Origin of the sequence: Paenibacillus qinlingensis (genome assembly GCF_031455095.1) — a bacterium.
GTDB classification, from domain to species: Bacteria; Bacillota; Bacilli; order Paenibacillales; family NBRC-103111; genus Paenibacillus_E; species Paenibacillus_E qinlingensis_A.
Window position 1 is genome coordinate 1 of record NZ_JAVDSB010000013.1, and the last position, 18391, is coordinate 18391.

11 protein-coding genes, 3 tRNA genes and 1 rRNA gene are annotated in these 18391 nt (G+C 47.2%); 13 read left to right on the top strand and 2 right to left on the bottom strand.

Annotated features, from left to right (window positions below; all coding sequences use genetic code 11):
• The 4 genes from J2736_RS25140 to J2736_RS25155 form a co-directional block, all read left to right on the top strand.
• Positions 1-141 (top strand): 23S ribosomal RNA (locus J2736_RS25140); the annotation flags it as partial.
• Positions 142-249: 108 nt separating this feature from the next.
• Positions 250-322: transfer RNA gene (locus J2736_RS25145), tRNA-His, on the top strand.
• A 16-nt stretch (positions 323-338) separates the two neighbouring features.
• Positions 339-410, top strand: a tRNA-Gln gene (locus J2736_RS25150).
• Positions 411-423: 13 nt separating this feature from the next.
• Positions 424-505: transfer RNA gene (locus J2736_RS25155), tRNA-Leu, on the top strand.
• A gap of 57 nt (positions 506-562) precedes the next feature.
• On the opposite strand, the gene J2736_RS25160 is transcribed toward J2736_RS25155, so the two are convergent.
• Positions 563-1102 (bottom strand): GNAT family N-acetyltransferase, encoded by a 540-nt coding sequence (locus J2736_RS25160; RefSeq protein WP_310501342.1) that lies wholly within the window; start codon positions 1100-1102, stop codon positions 563-565.
• Between the two features lie 264 nt (positions 1103-1366).
• On the opposite strand from J2736_RS25160, the gene J2736_RS25165 reads away from it, so the two are divergent.
• From J2736_RS25165 to J2736_RS25205, 9 genes are all read left to right on the top strand, one after another.
• A complete protein-coding gene (locus tag J2736_RS25165) occupies positions 1367-2392 on the top strand; it encodes a helix-turn-helix domain-containing protein (RefSeq protein ID WP_310501343.1) in 1026 nt (341 codons plus the stop codon).
• Complete coding sequence (locus tag J2736_RS25170; protein WP_310501344.1) at positions 2389-4266, top strand: cache domain-containing sensor histidine kinase; 1878 nt, start codon at positions 2389-2391, stop codon at positions 4264-4266. Before J2736_RS25165 ends, J2736_RS25170 begins: the two co-directional genes overlap by 4 nt.
• Positions 4267-4349: 83 nt before the next feature.
• Positions 4350-5927, top strand: coding sequence for an extracellular solute-binding protein (locus J2736_RS25175; protein ID WP_310501345.1), 1578 nt, complete (start codon positions 4350-4352; stop codon positions 5925-5927).
• Between the two features lie 22 nt (positions 5928-5949).
• Positions 5950-6864 (top strand): ABC transporter permease, encoded by a 915-nt coding sequence (locus J2736_RS25180; RefSeq protein ID WP_310501346.1) that lies wholly within the window; start codon positions 5950-5952, stop codon positions 6862-6864.
• Between the two features lie 3 nt (positions 6865-6867).
• On the top strand, positions 6868-7737 hold the full coding sequence (locus J2736_RS25185; protein WP_310501347.1) for a carbohydrate ABC transporter permease: 870 nt from the start codon (positions 6868-6870) through the stop codon (positions 7735-7737).
• Positions 7738-7760: 23 nt separating this feature from the next.
• The gene (locus J2736_RS25190) at positions 7761-9221 is read left to right on the top strand and encodes a sulfatase-like hydrolase/transferase (protein ID WP_310501348.1); all 1461 of its coding nucleotides are present in this window, start codon (positions 7761-7763) and stop codon (positions 9219-9221) included.
• Between the two features lie 44 nt (positions 9222-9265).
• Positions 9266-10621, top strand: a complete 1356-nt coding sequence (locus J2736_RS25195; protein ID WP_310501349.1) for a sulfatase-like hydrolase/transferase — start codon at positions 9266-9268, stop codon at positions 10619-10621.
• A 36-nt stretch (positions 10622-10657) separates the two neighbouring features.
• Positions 10658-13723, top strand: coding sequence for a fibronectin type III domain-containing protein (locus J2736_RS25200; protein ID WP_310501350.1), 3066 nt, complete (start codon positions 10658-10660; stop codon positions 13721-13723).
• Positions 13724-13755: 32 nt separating this feature from the next.
• On the top strand, positions 13756-15096 hold the full coding sequence (locus J2736_RS25205) for a glycoside hydrolase family 27 protein (RefSeq protein ID WP_310501351.1): 1341 nt from the start codon (positions 13756-13758) through the stop codon (positions 15094-15096).
• 72 nt (positions 15097-15168) lie between these two features.
• Here the strand turns inward: J2736_RS25205 and J2736_RS25210 are convergent, their stop codons facing one another.
• Positions 15169-18390, bottom strand: coding sequence for a glycoside hydrolase family 2 TIM barrel-domain containing protein (locus J2736_RS25210; protein WP_310501352.1), 3222 nt, complete (start codon positions 18388-18390; stop codon positions 15169-15171).
• Position 18391: the final 1 nt, after the last annotated feature.

Genomic DNA, 18391 nt, shown 5'->3' on the forward strand with positions numbered 1-18391 from the left:
GCATCTAAGCGCGAAGCCCCCCTCAAGATGAGATTTCCCAGTATGTAAGACCCCTTGTAGACGACGAGGTTGATAGGTTCGAGGTGGAAGTGCGGTAACGTATGCAGCTGACGAATACTAATCGGTCGAGGGCTTAACCATATATAGGGATCTTTAATCGTAGATTAAAGTCTCTCTGCTGGAAACCTAAAAGTAAAACTTACGTTGAAGTTTCGTATCTAGTTTTCAAGGAATAATATTCCTACTGTGGCGATCGTGGCGAAGGGGTTAACGCACCGGTTTGTGGATCCGGCATTCGTGGGTTCAAGTCCCATCGGTCGCCCTTTTCCCTTAACTAATGGGGATTAGCCAAGCGGTAAGGCAACGGACTTTGACTCCGTCATGCCTAGGTTCAAATCCTAGATCCCCAGTATACTTTCTTAAGCGGTCGTGGTGGAACGGCAGACACACCATCTTGAGGGGGTGGCGCTCACAAGGCGTGAGGGTTCAAATCCCTCCGACCGCATCCCAAGAAAAACCCTTGATTATCAAGGGTTTTTCTTTTTGTCTTAGACTGAAGATATCACGTAGCGACTTCATGTTGCATGACTTTACTGCTTTCTAAATAGCATAACCGTTCCACTTTGTACAAATCATAGATGGCTTGATTATGATTAATTGATTGATAGATGTGAGGATTTGTATCATTTGCTAATAGGGCATACGGTAGTTTTTCTACGGCCTTCTTTGATCGAATATTTTGTTTTCGAATTTTTAAAAATATGGTATCTATCTTATTCTCAAGAAATAATTCAGTGAAAAAGGTTTCTTTCGCTTGTTGGTTATAACCCTTACCAAAGTAAGGGGCTCCAATCCATGTTGCCAAGAAGCCTGTTCGATTAACTATATTATAAAGTTCAATAGTACCTATAGGATGTCCCATTTCATTTAAAATTGTTCTAGAAATACATGTTTCCTTTTCTTCTTCTACGATCAATTGTTTGGTAATGAACAAATACTCTTCATAACACTGGCATTTATTACGAACGTAAGGAAAAACTGAAGGATCCGTCATTAAGTTAAACAGGGAATGGCAATCGTGCAAATCACGCTTTTTTAACATGTTATCTACCACCTAGCTCTTATGATTCGTTATATCAGTCAATTTAAGTATATAAAAGGACTTTTCGGATTAGATGAACTCTGCGTTATGTTTCTGTAAATGTATTTTGCAAGCTCGAGCCCTGATCATAATTATTTGATCAAGGGCTTATTCCTATTGGAATCGCATCGGTATTAGCAATAGCAGGGGCTAGTTTTTTTGGTATCATAATGCGATGATAGATTACGAACAATAAAGCGCATGAAACTGAAGGGGAGACTATCGATGTATCGTGTACTGGTTGCCGAGAATGAGCCGTGGATTCGGGATTGTATTGTGGAAATGGTGGAGAGGGCCGGGGAGGAATTCGAGGTCGTTGGGGAAGCCAACAATGGAGAGGAAGCGCTTGCATTGATATATGAACTGTGGCCGACAATTCTTCTAACGGATATTTGTATGCCGGAAATGGACGGCCTCGAGCTAATTCGCCGATTGACGGAGAGCAGAATCCCGATGATTCCGGTGGTTATTAGTGGATATGACAATTTTGAATACGCCAGGCAGGCTATGAGCTATGGTGTAACCGAATATTTACTCAAGCCTGTTCAATTCGAGCATATATCAACGGCCTTACATAAGTCGGTGGATAAGCTGGCAACGATCAAGGAATTGAACGCGTATTTGATGCGTATGCAAGAACTCATCGAGCAGGGCTATTCCATGGAATCGAAGACACTTCTCCGAAAGCATAGGGATCTCCTTGAAACCATCCTCAGTATGAAATATTTGAACCCGAGTGCACATCAGTCGTTATTGGCTGTATATGAAGGGAAGCTAAAGTCCCTTTTAGAAGAAACGCATCAGGTACAACTGAAAGTCAAAAGGAACAATAGTGCTGGTTGGGGTGACGACTCCGAAATCCGTCAATATTTTCAATCTATTCTTGATCAATGGATTATCCATCGTCCGGCTCAGGTGAGCCAAAATCTGAAATTTGTCGTTCAAAAGGCGTGCGAGCATATTCGTACGCATTATCGTGACGATTTCACGTTGTCAGAGTTGGCTGACATGGCTAATTTGAGCATTTCGCACTTCGGCTTTTTGTTCAAGCAGCAGACAGGTTGCACGATGATTCAATATATCAATGAAATTCGGATTGCGGAGTCTAAAAAGCTGCTTTTGGAAACCGATGATAAGGCGTATCGGATTGCCGAGTTGGTCGGATTTGGGTCACTGCCTTACTTTACTAGAGTATTCAAGGCGATTGTCGGATTAACGCCATCTGAATATAGAAAGAGTATGGGCCTATGAACTGGTGGCAATGGCAGTACCGATTTTCAATTAGAACCAAAATGGTAGCAGCTTTCCTCGGGGTCAGCTTCTTTTCCTTGTTCATCATGGTGGGCTTCGCCAATTACTATTACGCCAAATCGGCGAAACACGATTTCTTCGAAATCGCTCAGCAAGCCGTCTCCCGCATTAATCATCAGACAGATTTATATTTCACCCAGCTAATTCAATCCACCCATGCGACGATAGCGGGACCGCTGCCATCGCGGAATCCGCTCGTTACCCGGAATGACACCAGCTTAATACAGGACTGGCTGCAGGGGGAACTGTCTGTAACTCGAGAAAATTTATTTTGGATCGAGAATTCGTTAAATCAAACGATAGCGCTTAACTATTCGGAGATCGTAGACATGTTTCTCGTTTCTTCGGACAAACGCATTATTTCCACAGAAGACAATTTGGCCCCTGACGAAAGCAGGCTCATGACTGAGCCCTGGTATCAAAGTCCCTTAGCGGACACAGCAAAAATATTTCCAACCTATCTTTCCGAGTACAGGAATTCGGTTGGCTATCCAGTAGTGGCCGTAAGCGTCCCCATTTTTAGTACAAATACGGTGAAATTGATTGGAAATCTGGTGATTGATGTTGCGCTGAACGAAGTTGGGAAAATCCTGGGCCGTTCTACACTTGGCGAAACAGGGTATTTTTTTATCGTCGCCTCGGATGGAACCATCGTATATGATCCGAATACAGGATTGGCAGGCTTGCCTATGGCAGAGACGGAGTTAAGTTGGCTGCACCTGGACAAGCCGAATGATGTTCAAACATGGGAAGGAAAGGACTATCTCGTATCCTATAACCATTCTGAATTTACGAACTGGAATGTGGTGGCGCTAGTCCCACTGAACGAAATGGCCAGTGGTTTAACCATCGTTCGCAAATCCATGATTATTGTCATGGTTTTGGTCTCTATTTTTATATTAATTACTGTGCCATGGTTGTCTGGCTGGTTAACCCGCCCGATCTCGAAGCTGAAAGATTTGATGCTGCGCGTTGAAAATGATGACCTATCCGTTCAGGCAGATGTTTATCCCGGGAACGATGAAATTCAGCAATTGAATCGTAGATTCAATCGAATGACATATCGGCTGAAGGAATCGCGGGAAACGATATATGGCTTGAAATTGAAGGAAGTCAAGCTTCAGTTGAAACAGAAGGAGGCAACCATTCAAGCCCTTCAAAATCAAATTAATCCTCATTTGCTCTACAATACACTGGATATTATTAAGAGCATCGCCTTTTTGGAGGATAATCCAAGGATCGCTACCATGGCTGGCAATTTAGGCAGTGTCTATCGGTATACGGCGAGAATGGCGGAATTGGAAGTTCCGTTGTCCGATGAAATCGAACATTTAAGAAATTATTTGGACATTATTCATGTGCGGTTTTCTAAGCATTTTCAAAGCGAAATTTATATCCATCAAAAATATATGGATTGTATGATCGTCAAGTTGTGTCTGCAGCCGATGGTGGAGAATGCTGTGAAATTCGCCGTAGAGCCGAAATACGGGAAAGCAGCCGTTCTGGTGAATGCGTTTCAGGAGCATGACGACCTCATTATTGAAATCGCCGATAACGGGCCTGGTATTCCCGCAATCAAGCTTAAGGAACTGCAAGAAAGGCTGGATGCGATTAGTGAGGGGGCGGACGATCGGTTTGCTGAACAGCAGTCTCTTGGCATTGCGAATGTACATACCCGTCTTGTTTTACAGTATGGAAATAAATATGGGTTATCCGTTGCATCTTTTCCGGGGCGGGGTACGGTTGTATCGATAAGGATTCCATTCCAGATTAAGGATGTTCCGGATACTAACTTCACCAAATCGGATAAATAATCGTGGAATCGTGAAATTTTTAAGGGCATTCCTAGCGATATAATGAAAGCAATCAGTGATTAGAAGCTCCGAGGAGGATACACATGAAAAAATGGATCGCTATTGCTATGATCGCCAGCTTGTCAACAGTTATTACCGCAGGATGCTCGAATGAAAAGAAGACGACTCAGGGGGATACGCCGACTACAACGAATACGCCGAAAGCTACGGATAGTGGCAAAGAGAAAATAACAATCAATTCTATGGCTGGTTCCTTTAAGGGAGGCGGTTGGCCGGATAACAATCATCCGATTATCCAGCACATCAACGAGAAGTTTAATGTTGATTTTAACATGCAATGGGTGCCGGGAGCTAACTATGACGAGAAGTTAAACGTGATGGCAGCATCTGGTCAATTGCCTGATCTCTTTGTTGTCAATGAGCTTGAATATCTCAGATGGCAGTCACAAGGTGTATTCGTTGAACTGACGCCATACTTGAAGCAGTATCCGAATCTAGCTAAAGCGATCCCTCAGGAGATGATGGAGGTGCTTAATCCGCCGGGCAAGTTGTACGGTCTGGGCAAATTCCAGCCGGCCAATCAGTTGTCGGTCGTCGTTCGGAAGGATTGGCTGACTAAACTAAACATCCCTGTACCTAATCCAGATACGTTTACTTTGGACCAATTTTATGAAATTGCCAAAGCGTTCGCTAAGAACGATCCGGATGGTAATGGTAAGGCTGACACGGTAGGATTTACAGCATCGGGAAGCGATCCGGGAATTAGCTTGCTAAACGGAGCTCAGCCGTTGGAAATTGCCTTCGGACTGGCCGATCTATGGAAAGAAGAGAACGGAAAATTAATTCCTCGTCACGTACAGACGAACGAACTGAAGCAGTACCTTGCTTTTATGCGTAAAGCTTACGAAGAAGGCGTGCTTGATCGCGATTTCATGACCAATTCCGGCACGATAGTGAACGATAAAATAGGCGGCAATCAGCTGGGCCTTGCTGTGGCCCAACATCAGCTTGTTGAGCGAAGCGTCGCACAATTGAAGAAGATCGCGCCAAACGCGGAGATCATCCAGCTTCCACCTCCAAAAGCTCCAAGCGGTCTTCGCGGAAATCCGACTCGTGTTGGTGGAACGACGAAAATCGTGCTGAACGCGAAACTGGATGAGAAGAAGCGTCAGCGCATCTTGAGCCTTCTCGATTGGTGGGCGACTGAGGAAGGTACGAAAATCATCAAGAGCGGTCCGGAAGGAATCTTCTACACGAAAAGCGCCGACGGTAAAGTTGAGCTGACGGAGCGAGGCAAGAAGGAACAAGATAGTGTCAACATTTTGAACAACTGGTTCTTCCGCAATTCATCCATGAAATATGAAACCCGCGAATGGGACGATCAGAAGAAGCCAGAAGCGTTGGTTAAATTCCAGACTGAGAACGCGATGTATGCAGCGAAAGCCGATCCGTCTGTTGGATTTACCAATTTGTCTGCGACCTATATGAAGAAATCAACGGATCTGGATGCCAAGTTTAAGGAAGCCATGTTGAAAATTATCATGGGACGTGAGCCGGTAGAGAGTATCGAGAAGGCAGTAGAAGATTGGAAAAAGAACGGTGGCGACCAAATCGTCAAAGAAGTGAACGAGGCATATTCAGCTAACAAGAGCGGGAAATAGGAAGCAGAAAGGTGTAGCCGATATGTACAAGACAGAATATTCCTTACGCTACTTTCGAAGAGCATTACCGATCTATTTCATGCTGCTGCCAGGCGTTCTATTCTTTGTGATCTTCAAGTATGTGCCGATGTTCGGCATTTCGATCGCTTTTCAGGAATACAATCCATTTCAAGGCTTTTGGAAGAGTGATTGGGTGGGAATCGAGCATTTTCAAAGGCTGTTTGAAGAGCAGCAGTTTCTCTTACTGCTTAAAAATACGCTGCTTCTCAATTTGCTCGACATTTTCGTCTTTTTTCCCGCCCCGATCCTATTTGCAGTCTTGCTGAACGAAGTTCAACTTAAGTGGTTCAAAAAATCGGTGCAGACCATCGTGTATGCTCCACACTTTCTGTCATGGGTAGTGATTGTAGGCATGACGGTGCTCTTGTTTGCCACACAGAAGGGCAGCATCAATCAGCAGCTTGCTGCTTGGGGTTTTGAGCGGATTGAATTGATGACGGATCCGGTCTACTTTCGCTTGGTATGGGTTCTTCAAAATATTTGGCACGGTGTTGGCTGGAGTGCGATTATATTTTTGGCGGCGCTTGCGGCTGTTAATCCTTCGCTATATGAGGCTGCAGTGGTTGATGGGGCTGGTCGTTTACGGCAAATCTGGCATATTACGCTACCCGCACTTCGCAATGTCATTGTCATCGTATTCATCATTCGTTTAGGCAACTTTATGGATATCGGATTCGAGCATATTTATTTGCTGCAAAATCCGCTCAATCTTAGCGTGTCGGACGTGTTTGATACCTATGTGTATCGTAACGGGATCGCGAAGGGAGAATTTAGTTATTCGGCGGCTGTTGGGCTCTTCAAGTCGATTGTTGGCCTTGTGATGGTCATAGGAGCGAATACAATTGCCAAAAAAATGGGACAGGAAGGGGTGTATTGACAGATGAATCGAACGATCTCCAAGTCGGAGCGATATGTGGATGTGATCATATATGCTTTGTTGATCCTCGTAACGGCTGCGATACTTCTTCCACTTCTCTATGTGGTCACCGCTTCGTTTGCACCGGAAGAAGAGTATCTAACTCGCGGCTTCTTTCTTTTCCCCCACAAGTGGACATGGGAAGGATATCAGTACTTGCTTACGAATCCGGGTTTTATCAATGCCTTTAAAAGCGCTTTGATCATTAGCATCTTCGGTACGCTTATAAATATTGTACTGACAACACTGATGGCCTATGGATTGTCCAAGGTGTGGCTGAAAGAACGGTCGCTCATTAGCTTTATGGTGTTATTCACCATGCTATTCACTGGTGGAATGATCCCAACCTATATGGTGGTCAAAGGGCTTGGGCTGCTTGACAGTTACTGGTCGCTATGGCTGACAAGTGCGATCGCACCGTTCCATTTAATCGTTATGCGCAGCTTCTTTCGTTCCGTTCCGGACGAAGTGTTGGAGTCTTCCAATATGGATGGCTGTGGGGAATGGCGAACACTATGGAGTATCGTGCTGCCCCTGTCGCTTCCGGCAATTGCGACCTTTACGCTGTTTTATCTCGTTCACAACTGGAATACGTATTTCAATGCGATTCTTTATCTGAACGATGCAACGAAATGGCCGCTGCAGGTATACTTGCGCCAAATGCTGATCGATGATGCATCGGCCACTGCGGCTTCAATCGAACAAAGCGTCAATTACACGCCTGCGGCGAAAATGTCAGCTATTCTGCTGACAGCATTTCCCTTACTCATTATCTATCCGTTCCTGCAAAAATATTTTAACAAAGGTATGCTGCTCGGTTCAGTAAAAGGGTAGCTAGATTCCGGGAGGTAGATATCGTGAAAAAAGCAAGACCCAACATCCTGATCTTTATGACAGATCAGGAGCAGGCGCAGGTAGCTATGCCTGGGCATCCATGCCGAACGCCCCACCTGGATCGACTCGCTGCGGAAGGCGTTCAGTTTACGCAAGCGTATCCCCCTATGGCACATTGTTGTCCAGCGCGAGCGTCATTTATGACGGGGTTATACCCTTCACAGCACGGGATATACAACAATAATATGAACGACCAAGCGATCCGGCGCTCACTCAATCCAGGGGTGGAGACGTTCTCCGAGAAATTGAAGGAGTCGGGATACGACTTATTTTATAGCGGGAAATGGCATGTATCTGCCACGGAGAACCCGAAGGACCGAGGTTGGAAGGAGCTTCAGGTTAGCGCTGGGGTAGGCACTTATATGGGGATCAGTCGTGACCGATTTCAAGCAGACCATGAGAAGTATTTAGCTGAAAGTAAGGTGGAACGTGGTCGGGGCGAGCTCCTTCGTCCTGGTTGGGGAAACAAGCAGCTGTACGGCACGACGGAAAAGGCCTATCAGGAACTGAAGGATTATCAAGTCGTTCGCAGCGGCATCGAGCAGCTAGATCAGCTAAAGGACAGCCAAGAGCCTTGGTGTGTTTACATTGGGGTGAATGGGCCGCATGATCCGTTCATCATACCAGAGCCTTATGCTAGCATGTACGACCCTAAGGACATTCCACTCCCGCCTAATTATCATGATGATCTGAAGGATAAACCAGGCGTGTATCGAAAGATGCGCAACGTTTTCGATCAGCTTAGCGAAGACGAGGTCAAGGAATCGATCGCGCATTATTGGGGCTATTGCACGATGATGGACGATATGTTCGGTGAAGTGCTGCAAGCTTTGGAACGAAATGGTCAAAAGGAGGATACCCTGGTTGTATTTCTCTCCGATCATGGAGAGCATGCCGGTGCGCATGGCTTATACTGCAAGGGAATCAGTATGTTTGATGAGGGTTATCGGGTACCGCTTGTCGTCAGCTGGCCGGGCAACAATCCAAATCCAGGCTGCCAAGTGGACGAATTTGTGACGCTAATGGACATCGCTCCAACCCTTCTGGAAGCCGCCGGAGCACCGGTGTTGAATAAATGCGCGGGTCGCAGCTTGCTGCCTTTTCTCTCCAATACGCAGCCGGACGATTGGCGCGATAGCCAATATGCACAATGCAATGGTGTTGAAGTGTACTATACGAGTCGGATGGTTCGGACGAATGATTATAAATTCGTTTATCATGCAACGGATATCAACGAATTGTACGATCTGAACGTAGATCCGCATGAGCTTCATAATGTGATCGATCAGCCGAATATGCAGGACGTTGTCAAGCAAATGTACGGCAAGATGTGGAAGCATGCCTATGAGAGTGAAGATACGATCTTCAATCAATATGTCACCGTAGCTACGGCTGAGTATGGTCCAGGACTTTTTGGAAATTGACTTGAAATGAATTGAATTGATGTTAAGAAGAGGGAGGTGTGCCATTGGAACGGCAACCTAGTAATCAACCGAATGTCATCGTGTTTTTTACAGATCAACAGCGCTGGGATACGACAGGCATTCACGGAAATCCGCTTGGGCTAACGCCGAATTTAGACCGATTCGCTCAAAGCGGCACCCACTTGGAAAATGCCTTCACTTGCCAGCCATTATGTGGGCCAGCCCGCTCTGCCTTGCAGACTGGATTGTATCCTACAGAGACTGGATGTTACCGGAACAAAAATCCGCTGCCCCCTGATGTGAGAACGATGGCTCATTATTTTAACGATGCAGGCTATAAGACCGGTTACATCGGCAAATGGCATTTGGCTGATGAGAATCCGGTCCCTGCATCGAAACGTGGCGGATATCAGTATTGGCTAGGCGCGAATGCGCTGGAATTGAGCTCAGAGCCCTATAACGCGATACTTTGGGATAATGAGAACCAACGCGTCAAGCTGCCAGGCTATCGCGTGGATGCCTTGACCGATGCAGCCGTGCGATTCGTCAATGAGCATCAGGATGATCCCTTCTTCCTATTCCTTTCGTTCCTTGAGCCGCATCATCAAAACCGAGTCGATGATTATGTGGCGCCAGACGGTTATCGCGAACGTTTTCAATCGCGGTATGTGCCCCCGGATTTGGCAGCGCTCGGAGGGACCGCCCATCAGCATCTCGGAGGTTATTACGGCATGGTGAAACGGCTGGATGAGAACTTCGGACGGCTCCTAGATGTGTTGAAGAGTCTGAATATCCACAAAAACACAATTGTTCTGTTCACTTCTGACCATGCTTGCCACTTCAAAACGAGGAATGCGCTCTATAAGCAGTCAGGCCACGAAAGCTCTATTCGTGTGCCCATGGCGCTTGGCGGTCCAGGCTTTGAACGGGGTGGCCGACTGCCGGAGTTGATAAGCCTGATTGATCTGCCGCCAACGTTGCTGGATGCGGCGGGGATTCAAGTTCCCGAGCACATGCAAGGGCGGTCGCTGATGCCGCTGCTGCGCAGGGAGCAGATCAAGTGGCCAGATGACCTCTATGTTCAAATTAGCGGCGTTCAGCTTGGTAGAGCAATTCGTACCCAGCGTTGGAAGTATGCAGTCAGCGCGCCGGGTCAAGATGGCACGGAAGTCCCGGGATCAGACAGGTACATCGAGGAGTTTCTGTATGATTTGGAATCCGACCCGTATGAGCTGACCAACTTGATCGAATTTGAGTCGCATCGTGCGGTAGCGGAGCGGATGCGCAAGCGATTGCTTACAAGGATGGTTGAGGCTGGGGAAGACGAAGCTGAGATTGTACCTGCGGTTACGAAAGGAAGCGGTCAGCGTCGGGTGTTGTCCGAAGAAGTAGAAATTTGAATGGGTAACTTAAATTGAATATTGGGGGAATAACTGATGGATGATCGGGTATTTTCACTGCAGATGATGTCTTTCACATGGAGAAAGCAGTTTCGCTGGGTGATCGGGGTGTTTTGCGCGATGGTGGTTTTTATCGCTGGAGTCGCAACCGCACATGCTGCCAATTCATTTGGTCCCAGTGGTTATGATGGAGGGGGATTCCATAATGTGATTGCTGTCGATCCTTTCGGCAGCGGCTTGGTGCTGGCTGGGGCAGATGCCGGAGGCATTCAGCGCTCTACCGATTCAGGTTCGACATGGAGTCCCTCCAACGCTGGCTTGACGAATAAATCACACTTGGTTATTGCATCGATCGTATTTTCAAAAGTTACTCCCAATAAGGTGTATATCGGCGTAGGCAAGAGCGGAAGCTTACCGGAAGGAGCCTTGTATGTCTCGACAGACGGCGGGCAGAACTGGAGTTTGCGCGGGGGATCCAGCTCGCCCATGTTTGCTGGCGGAAACAACAAAGATATAGGCAGTCTCCCCGTACCGCATCCTCGATCCACTGGAACTTTAATTGCGCTGGATGAAACGACTGGAGCCCAGTATGTGTATGCTGGGACTTTCGACCAAGGCGTTAAGAGGTCCAATGACGATGGACTGACTTGGACAACAATTGGGCTTTCAGGCAAATATATACGAAGCGTCGCGCTCGATCCTGCCAATGTAAATACCCTCTATGCGGCAGTTTATGGAGAAGGCGTGTATAAGTCTACGAATGCCAAAAGCACGACTCCGACCTGGAGCCTGGTAGCCAGCGGAGATAGCAATCCGACTCCGCAAAGGATTGAAGAACTGAAATTTATCGGGGGCACGCTGTACGCCGTTGGGACTAACAACGCCGGGACCGCAGCGACGTTCTATAAGTTGATTTCAGGGGCATGGGTACAGCGCTGGTCCGCTGCCGGAGAAGCCGTCTATCATGCGATCGACGGGTACAGAGCCTCCACGGAAGATGTTATCTATATCGGGGCTGTCTGGGAACCCTCGCAGGACACTGTCGACACCACCATGTACCAAAGTGTACTGAAATCAACGGACAGCGGTCTTACGTTTACGCCTGTCACCACGACATCAGGTAATATCGATTATCATGTTGGCGGTGCAGGAGGATCGACTTGGTGGTTAAGCCAGCATAGCAGCGAAGTGATGACCATGCTGGGGACGAAGCGGAGCAAAGTATCCGGACTTGCGATCGACCCGAGCCATACCAATGTGATTTACACAGCAGGGGTGCAAGGGGTATGGAAGTCGGACAATGGCGGAGTTAATTGGTATCCATACAGTCGTAATCTGAACGTTACCTTTAATCGGGCCATTGCTGCAGATCCGAATGGATCAGGAAGAGTTTACTCGACCGATGCGGATTGGACATTCGTCTATTCCGCCGATCGAATGAGTCATGTGAATATGAATAAGGCGGCTGTCGACAATGGGCTGGCGATTGCCTTGGATACAGCGACCTCTCCTTCCGTTGTCTACACGTCCATTGGTGACCAGCAAACCAACGCAGACGGTGAGATCTACTCGAATCCCGATCCTACCAATTCCTCGAATGTCTGGACAGCCCAAGGATTGCTTGCGCAGACTGGGGGCAAGCGACCGCTGGCCATTGCCGTGAACCGTGTTAGCGGAGCGCCGGTCATTATAGCAGCTGTGCAAGAGGGCGGCATCTGGCGGAAAGCATCAGGTACATGGACGCAGGTGGCTTCACCTTCCTCCGTGATGGGTGCACAAACGACCAAGACAGCTACACTTACATGGGTGAATGGATCAAGCTTGGTCTATTTGTATGACCGTCATACGGGCGTATGGCGCTCTAACGATTCAGGTGTCACTTGGACGAAGATTTGGGCCAAAACAGCCACAACGGTTGAGGATATGAGAGGCTTTGTCGCAGCAGACCCATCGTTACCGTCTCGTATTTATGTTTCTGCGTATGATGGATTGTACCGTCTCGATAACGCCAATACGGGATCCGTTGAAGGCGGACAGATTAGCAAGACTACTTTGTCTGTAACGGACCCGGCAGCGATTACTCTCGATGCGAGTGGAGGTCTGTACGTCACGAGCATTACTGGTGGGAGTGGGGCTGGTCGCTTGTATAAGTCGACGAATCAAGGCACGACGCTTACCGAAATTTCAGATACGTATTACCGAGCAAACGGGGGCTTCCCGCTTGATATTTCCGTAGCGCCAGACGGCTATATTTATGTGGCTACCTTCGGGCAAGGGATTGTCGTTGGAAAAGTGATTGATACAACAGCTCCAAGCACACCGGCGAGTCTATCGGCAACAGCTGTATCGACTAGCCAAATTAATTTAACTTGGACGGCATCCACCGATAATGTTGGCGTAGCCGGTTATAAGGTTTACAGGAACGGTACGGAAGTCGGTACGACAATAAATACGTCTTATAGCGATATGGGGTTGGCGGCAGGAACCACCTATACTTACACCGTCAAAGCATTCGATCCGACAGGCAATTTGTCTTCAGCAAGTAATACAGCAAGTGCAACCACCTCATCGCTGACGATTTTACTAAGTGATGATTTCGAGGATGGCAATGCAAATGGCTGGTCGGTGAACGGAGGCACCTGGAGTGTTGTAACGGACAGCAGTACAAAGGCTTACTATAATTCCGACAGCAGTGCTACCAGCCGGTCCTATGCGGGTACAAGTACGTGGGCGAATTATTCCGTCTCAGCCAAGGTTAAGGTTAGTGCTTGGGATTCAACGAATTCCAAGGTGGGATTGATGGCGAGATATATCGATAATAGCAACAGCTATATCTTGTTTTACAACAAGGCGAATAATAATGTCATCATTAGAAAACGAGTAAGCGGTGTGAATACGACCCTTGATTCGGCTTTGGTATCAGCACTTTCGACCGGGGTGTATCATACGTTTACACTTGAAGTCAACGGCAGTACAATTAACGCTTATCTGAACGGCGCTTTGGTTGCCAGCGGGACAGACAGCAGTTTGACTAGCGGTTATCCTGGTCTGTACGTAGAGTTCCAGAAGACTTATTTTAACGATGTTGTCGTATCACAGTAATGTAGAGATCGACAATAGAAGGAGAATATAGGATGATTCTTTCCGATAAGAAATTGGCACAGCGCACGGCTGCCCCTCCTATGGGCTGGAACAGTTATGACAGCTACGGCTGCTCCGCATCTGAGCGGACCCTGCTGCCAAATCTTGAAATGATGGCCCAGCGGTTAAAGCCGTTCGGTTACGAGTATTTCGTTGTAGATAATGGATGGTTTGCGGAATACGAGTTGGAACCAGGGCAGATGTATCCACGCGTCAAGCACGCTATGGACACCCGATTGGACGAATACGGAAGATATATCCCGTCCGCTTGCTATTTTCCAAACGGACTTCAGTCGATTATTGACCGTACGCATGAGCTGGGGCTTAAATTCGGCATTCATTTCATGAGAGGCATTTCCCGCAAAGCGGTAGAACTGAATACGCCAATTAAGGGTACTTCTTACCGAGCGCGTGATATTGCCAATACATCCGATACGTGCAAGTGGTGCCACTATAACTATGGCGTCGATACAAAGAAGCCGGGAGCGCAGGAGTTCTATCAGTCCGTCGTCGATCAGTTTGCCGAATGGGGTGTCGATTTTATCAAAGCTGACGATATCACAGGTTATCCTCATGAAATCGAAGCTTTGCTGCTTGCAATTGAACGTTGCGGTAGACCGATGCTGCTCAGCCTGTCCCCGGGAGGACAGACGGTTATTGAGAATATGGATGTGTACCAAGGAGCTAACCTGGTTCGTACGACGCGTGACGTCTGGGATAATCGGCATGATCTGGAGCAAGCATTCGTAGCTTGGGAGAAATATGACAGCGTGCGTGTGTCCGGATTTTGGTTGGATTTAGATATGATTCCGTTCGGACATCTTCAATTATGGAATCCGCGCAGCAACCGGAGTGCAGAAGCTGACGATGGAAATGAAGAGCTTAGCGGAAAAGGATTCGAGCGGATGTCAGGTTTGACTCGGGATCAGAAATACACCTTTATCACAATACGGGCGCTGGCCACTTCCCCATTATTTATGGGGGGAGATCTGCCAACCTCGGATGAGTTTTCGTTCGAGTTGATTACGAATCGGGACATGATTGACTGCAATCAGAATGGGATCATGGGCAGTTTGATTTATCGGGAGAACGGGATCGATATTTGGATGACACCGCACAAAGATCTAAACGGCGCAGGGTGGTTGGGGATTTTCAACCGTATGGAAAAACGCAAGGAGTTACGACTTCCGATTACTCGGTTAGGATTGACCGAGCGGCATAGGGATGGAACCGGCTTAACCGATATCTGGAATGACGTCCCGTTTGCCATAAAAGACGGTATATTGGAAGTCACTTTGCCAGCTGATGGCGTGCTATTCTTGCGGTATGAATAATTAAGAAAGAGGAGGATGCCCCCTAAGCCATAACTGTGGCTGACGGGCATCCTCTTCGTTGTGTTCCCAGGCTTATTTGAAAAATTGAAGCCAGCCGATGTCGATGTTACAGCCAGGAAGAAAAATGAGCGATACCTTATTTGTGCCGGTAATCGTTTCGTCTAGATTAAACACGGCACTGGTGTAATTCTCACGGCTTGCCACCTCAATCATTTGTCTAATTTCACGTTGGTCATCAGTGAACACGAGCTGTATCGAATTTTGTGCGATGTGTGAACGCCAGCAAATTTCAATCTGACTTGCGCCTAATTCACCGAAATCCATATTTTCATACACGAGAGACACGTTATTCCCTATTTGTTCAATTGTATCCTCACGAACGGTAAAGCAATCGCCATACACCGTTGTGGCTTCAGTGGCCTTCAATTGTTGGAACGCTTTTTGATACTGGGAAAAGGTAAAGCCTTTGATGTGTACCTTTTGTCTAAACACTAGGCATAAAGTGGTCACACCGATCAGCCTACGCGGGAGCTTACAGACCACATCTTGGTAAGTATTCCAAATGGAACCCTTGTCGTAGTGGATAGTGCTGAGAAGCTCGCCACCTTCTAAAGGCATCCCTTCCCAAATTTCAAAAGTAAAAGGATCTTTACTTAAAGGGAATAGAGGCAACGTAATCTCATCCGACCCGTAATCTCCAAAGTCCAAGTTTTGAAAAGCGACATGACTCTCGCCATCTCTTAACGTAGCTACGCCACGCTCGTTGCCATTGGTTAGCTCTACGTTACTCTCATTGTACAGTCCACCAGATACAAACTCATAAGGATTCATAAAAGGCTTCCCTAAGCCTTCAATTTGCAGTGTAATCATCGAAATAAAAGCAAAATGATTGCCGCCGTTCTTAGGGGAACAACGGACATATACTTCGCCGTCTCCTCTAGGCTTAATGGTTGCGCTTTGCCCATCTGCAGCTACCACAATCGTAGCTAATTGGCTATCAATACCCGCAGCATCCGTAACCCGCCAGTATAAGTCGCTATACGTTGCATGTGTTGGAAAAGTGGTTGCCTTTACCTGGTAACCATCCACGGTCAATTCGATTTTGCGAATAGGCACTTCATTCTGCACGAATTGTGCATGAACGACAGGCACGCTATGATCAATCCGTTGTACAATGGCCAATAGTTTCCCACTGAAGAGTCGCCTCGAGTCCGTCTGGTACTGGTCATAGTCCGTAGCATCACCGTTATCCAGTGCAAGCAGTGTTCCGTTCTGGACGGAGACCTGGACACGACAGTTGGCGTTATCAACGGGATTGCTTTGTGAATCCAAAGCTGTAATCGTTGTGAATACAAGCCCACCTATGATTTCGTTCTCTAGCTGCAACTTTACAGCATCACCAAAAGATGTTCTGCTCTGCTGTGCAACCTGTATGCCATCGCCATCGTAAGCCACGGCGCGAAGTGTTCCAGTCCGATAGTTGATTTGCCAATCAGCAACGATTTTATCATGATCCAACGAGACAATACCTTGACTCTCCTCATTAACAAACAATTCGACTTGAGGCGCGTTGGAGCAGACTCTTACGTCGATGGGCTGACCTTCCGAAAAATCCCAGTACGGATACAGATGGACAAAGGGCTCTTCTCGATAGTCGGTCCATGCAGCTTTAAACAAGTAATACGAGTCTTTGGGGAAGCCTGCTGTATCTACATGTCCAAGATAAGTATTCTTGGTGTGGTAAGGTGTTGGCTCGCCAAGGTAGTCCTGGCCTGCCCAAATAAACTGTCCAAGTGAGAAAGGAGTGTCTGCGTCTGCTTGGATACACCATTCCACGCTTTTGGCTCCCCAGCTAGTGGCGCTGTTGCCAAGAGCCGAACATTGCAGGTCATCGTCAGCTAAGATTGATTTGGACAGTGGAAAATGGTAAATGCCCCGGCTTTGTACCGTGGAACAAGTCTCACTGCCATAGATGATCCAGTCTGGATGTGCAGCATGATGCTTGTCGTATAAGGATTCAGCGTAGTTATAGCCGATTAATTTAATAACGTCGGCACACTTCTGCGTATTTTCCCAAGGCATGTAGTTGGAGCATAAGGTAACAGGCGCATGGACATGGGGATCATGTTTTTTCACCAATTCCATGAGGTACGTCATCGTAGCTATTCCAGTCTCTGCATCTGCATGCGTATCATAAACTTCGTTGCCAACACTCCACATGATAATAGAAGGGTGATTGCGATCCCGGCGAATCCAAGAGGCCACATCCTTTTCTGCCCATTCGTCAAAGAAACGCGCATAGTCATGCTTCGTTTTTGGTCGCTTCCATACGTCGAAGATTTCGCTCATGACAAGAAAGCCCATTTCATCGGCAATATCGTTAAAAATGCTAGCGGGAGGGTTGTGCGATACACGGATTGCATTGACGCCCATTTTACGGAATATCGCAAGTTGCCTGCGAATGGCGTCCGGGTAAACAGCCGCACCCAATCCGCCGAGATCGTGATGGAGGCAGACGCCATTTAACTTGACATGCCTGCCGTTTAGGAAAAATCCCTGATCTGTCGTAAACGCGATCGTACGAAAGCCAAAGCGGGTATCCACGGTATCTGCCAGCTCACCGTCAATCAAGAGTTCGCTTTGCAGGGTATAGAGCATTGGATGTTCAACGTCCCATTCGACGATTTCGTCATCTTTTTCTAAAAGCGTGTGGCGAACCTCAAAAGGTCTTCCTTCGGTTTCTATTTCCGCATCTACTTCGTAACTCCACTTGCCGTCCACTTTACGGGTCGTTATATAGATGCCGTCAGATACGAAATGATAGGCGTTTTTTACAATCAAAAACACATCCCGATAGATACCCGCCCCCGTATACCATCGGGAGTTTGGCGCTTGATGAACGACCTTGAGCAAAATGGTATTTATGCTGTTTTTGCTAATATAATCTGTCAGATCAAATTCAAAAGCGGTGTACCCATACTTCCACTGACCCACCTCTTGGTCGTTTACATACAAGGTACTGTCCATATACACGCCATCAAAACGGATAAACAGGCGCTGTCCGTCTTTTACGTTATTTACGTCTAACTCACGCTTGTACCAGCCAATGTCATCTTTGTACAAATTGTTGGTATCAGCAATTAACCAGTCGTGAGGAACGCTGACGGGCACAAACTCCTTGGGTTCACCTTTTGCAAACTGCCAACCATCATTTAGTAGCTTCATACGAATTTGATGCCTCCATAACAGCCTAGAGGCTTGCTTGCGCAAGCCTCTGGCTTCAATCTTTAGCATG

Bases quoted from the DNA above. Each gene is read 5' to 3' on its own strand.
- J2736_RS25160 (WP_310501342.1), bottom strand. From the start codon at position 1,102: ATGTTAAAAAAGCGTGATTTGCACGATTGCCATTCCCTGTTTAACTTA.
- J2736_RS25165 (WP_310501343.1), top strand. From the start codon at position 1,367: ATGTATCGTGTACTGGTTGCCGAGAATGAGCCGTGGATTCGGGATTGT.
- J2736_RS25170 (WP_310501344.1), top strand. From the start codon at position 2,389: ATGAACTGGTGGCAATGGCAGTACCGATTTTCAATTAGAACCAAAATG.
- J2736_RS25175 (WP_310501345.1), top strand. From the start codon at position 4,350: ATGAAAAAATGGATCGCTATTGCTATGATCGCCAGCTTGTCAACAGTT.
- J2736_RS25180 (WP_310501346.1), top strand. From the start codon at position 5,950: ATGTACAAGACAGAATATTCCTTACGCTACTTTCGAAGAGCATTACCG.
- J2736_RS25185 (WP_310501347.1), top strand. From the start codon at position 6,868: ATGAATCGAACGATCTCCAAGTCGGAGCGATATGTGGATGTGATCATA.
- J2736_RS25200 (WP_310501350.1), top strand. From the start codon at position 10,658: ATGGATGATCGGGTATTTTCACTGCAGATGATGTCTTTCACATGGAGA.
- J2736_RS25205 (WP_310501351.1), top strand. From the start codon at position 13,756: ATGATTCTTTCCGATAAGAAATTGGCACAGCGCACGGCTGCCCCTCCT.
- J2736_RS25210 (WP_310501352.1), bottom strand. From the start codon at position 18,390: ATGCTAAAGATTGAAGCCAGAGGCTTGCGCAAGCAAGCCTCTAGGCTG.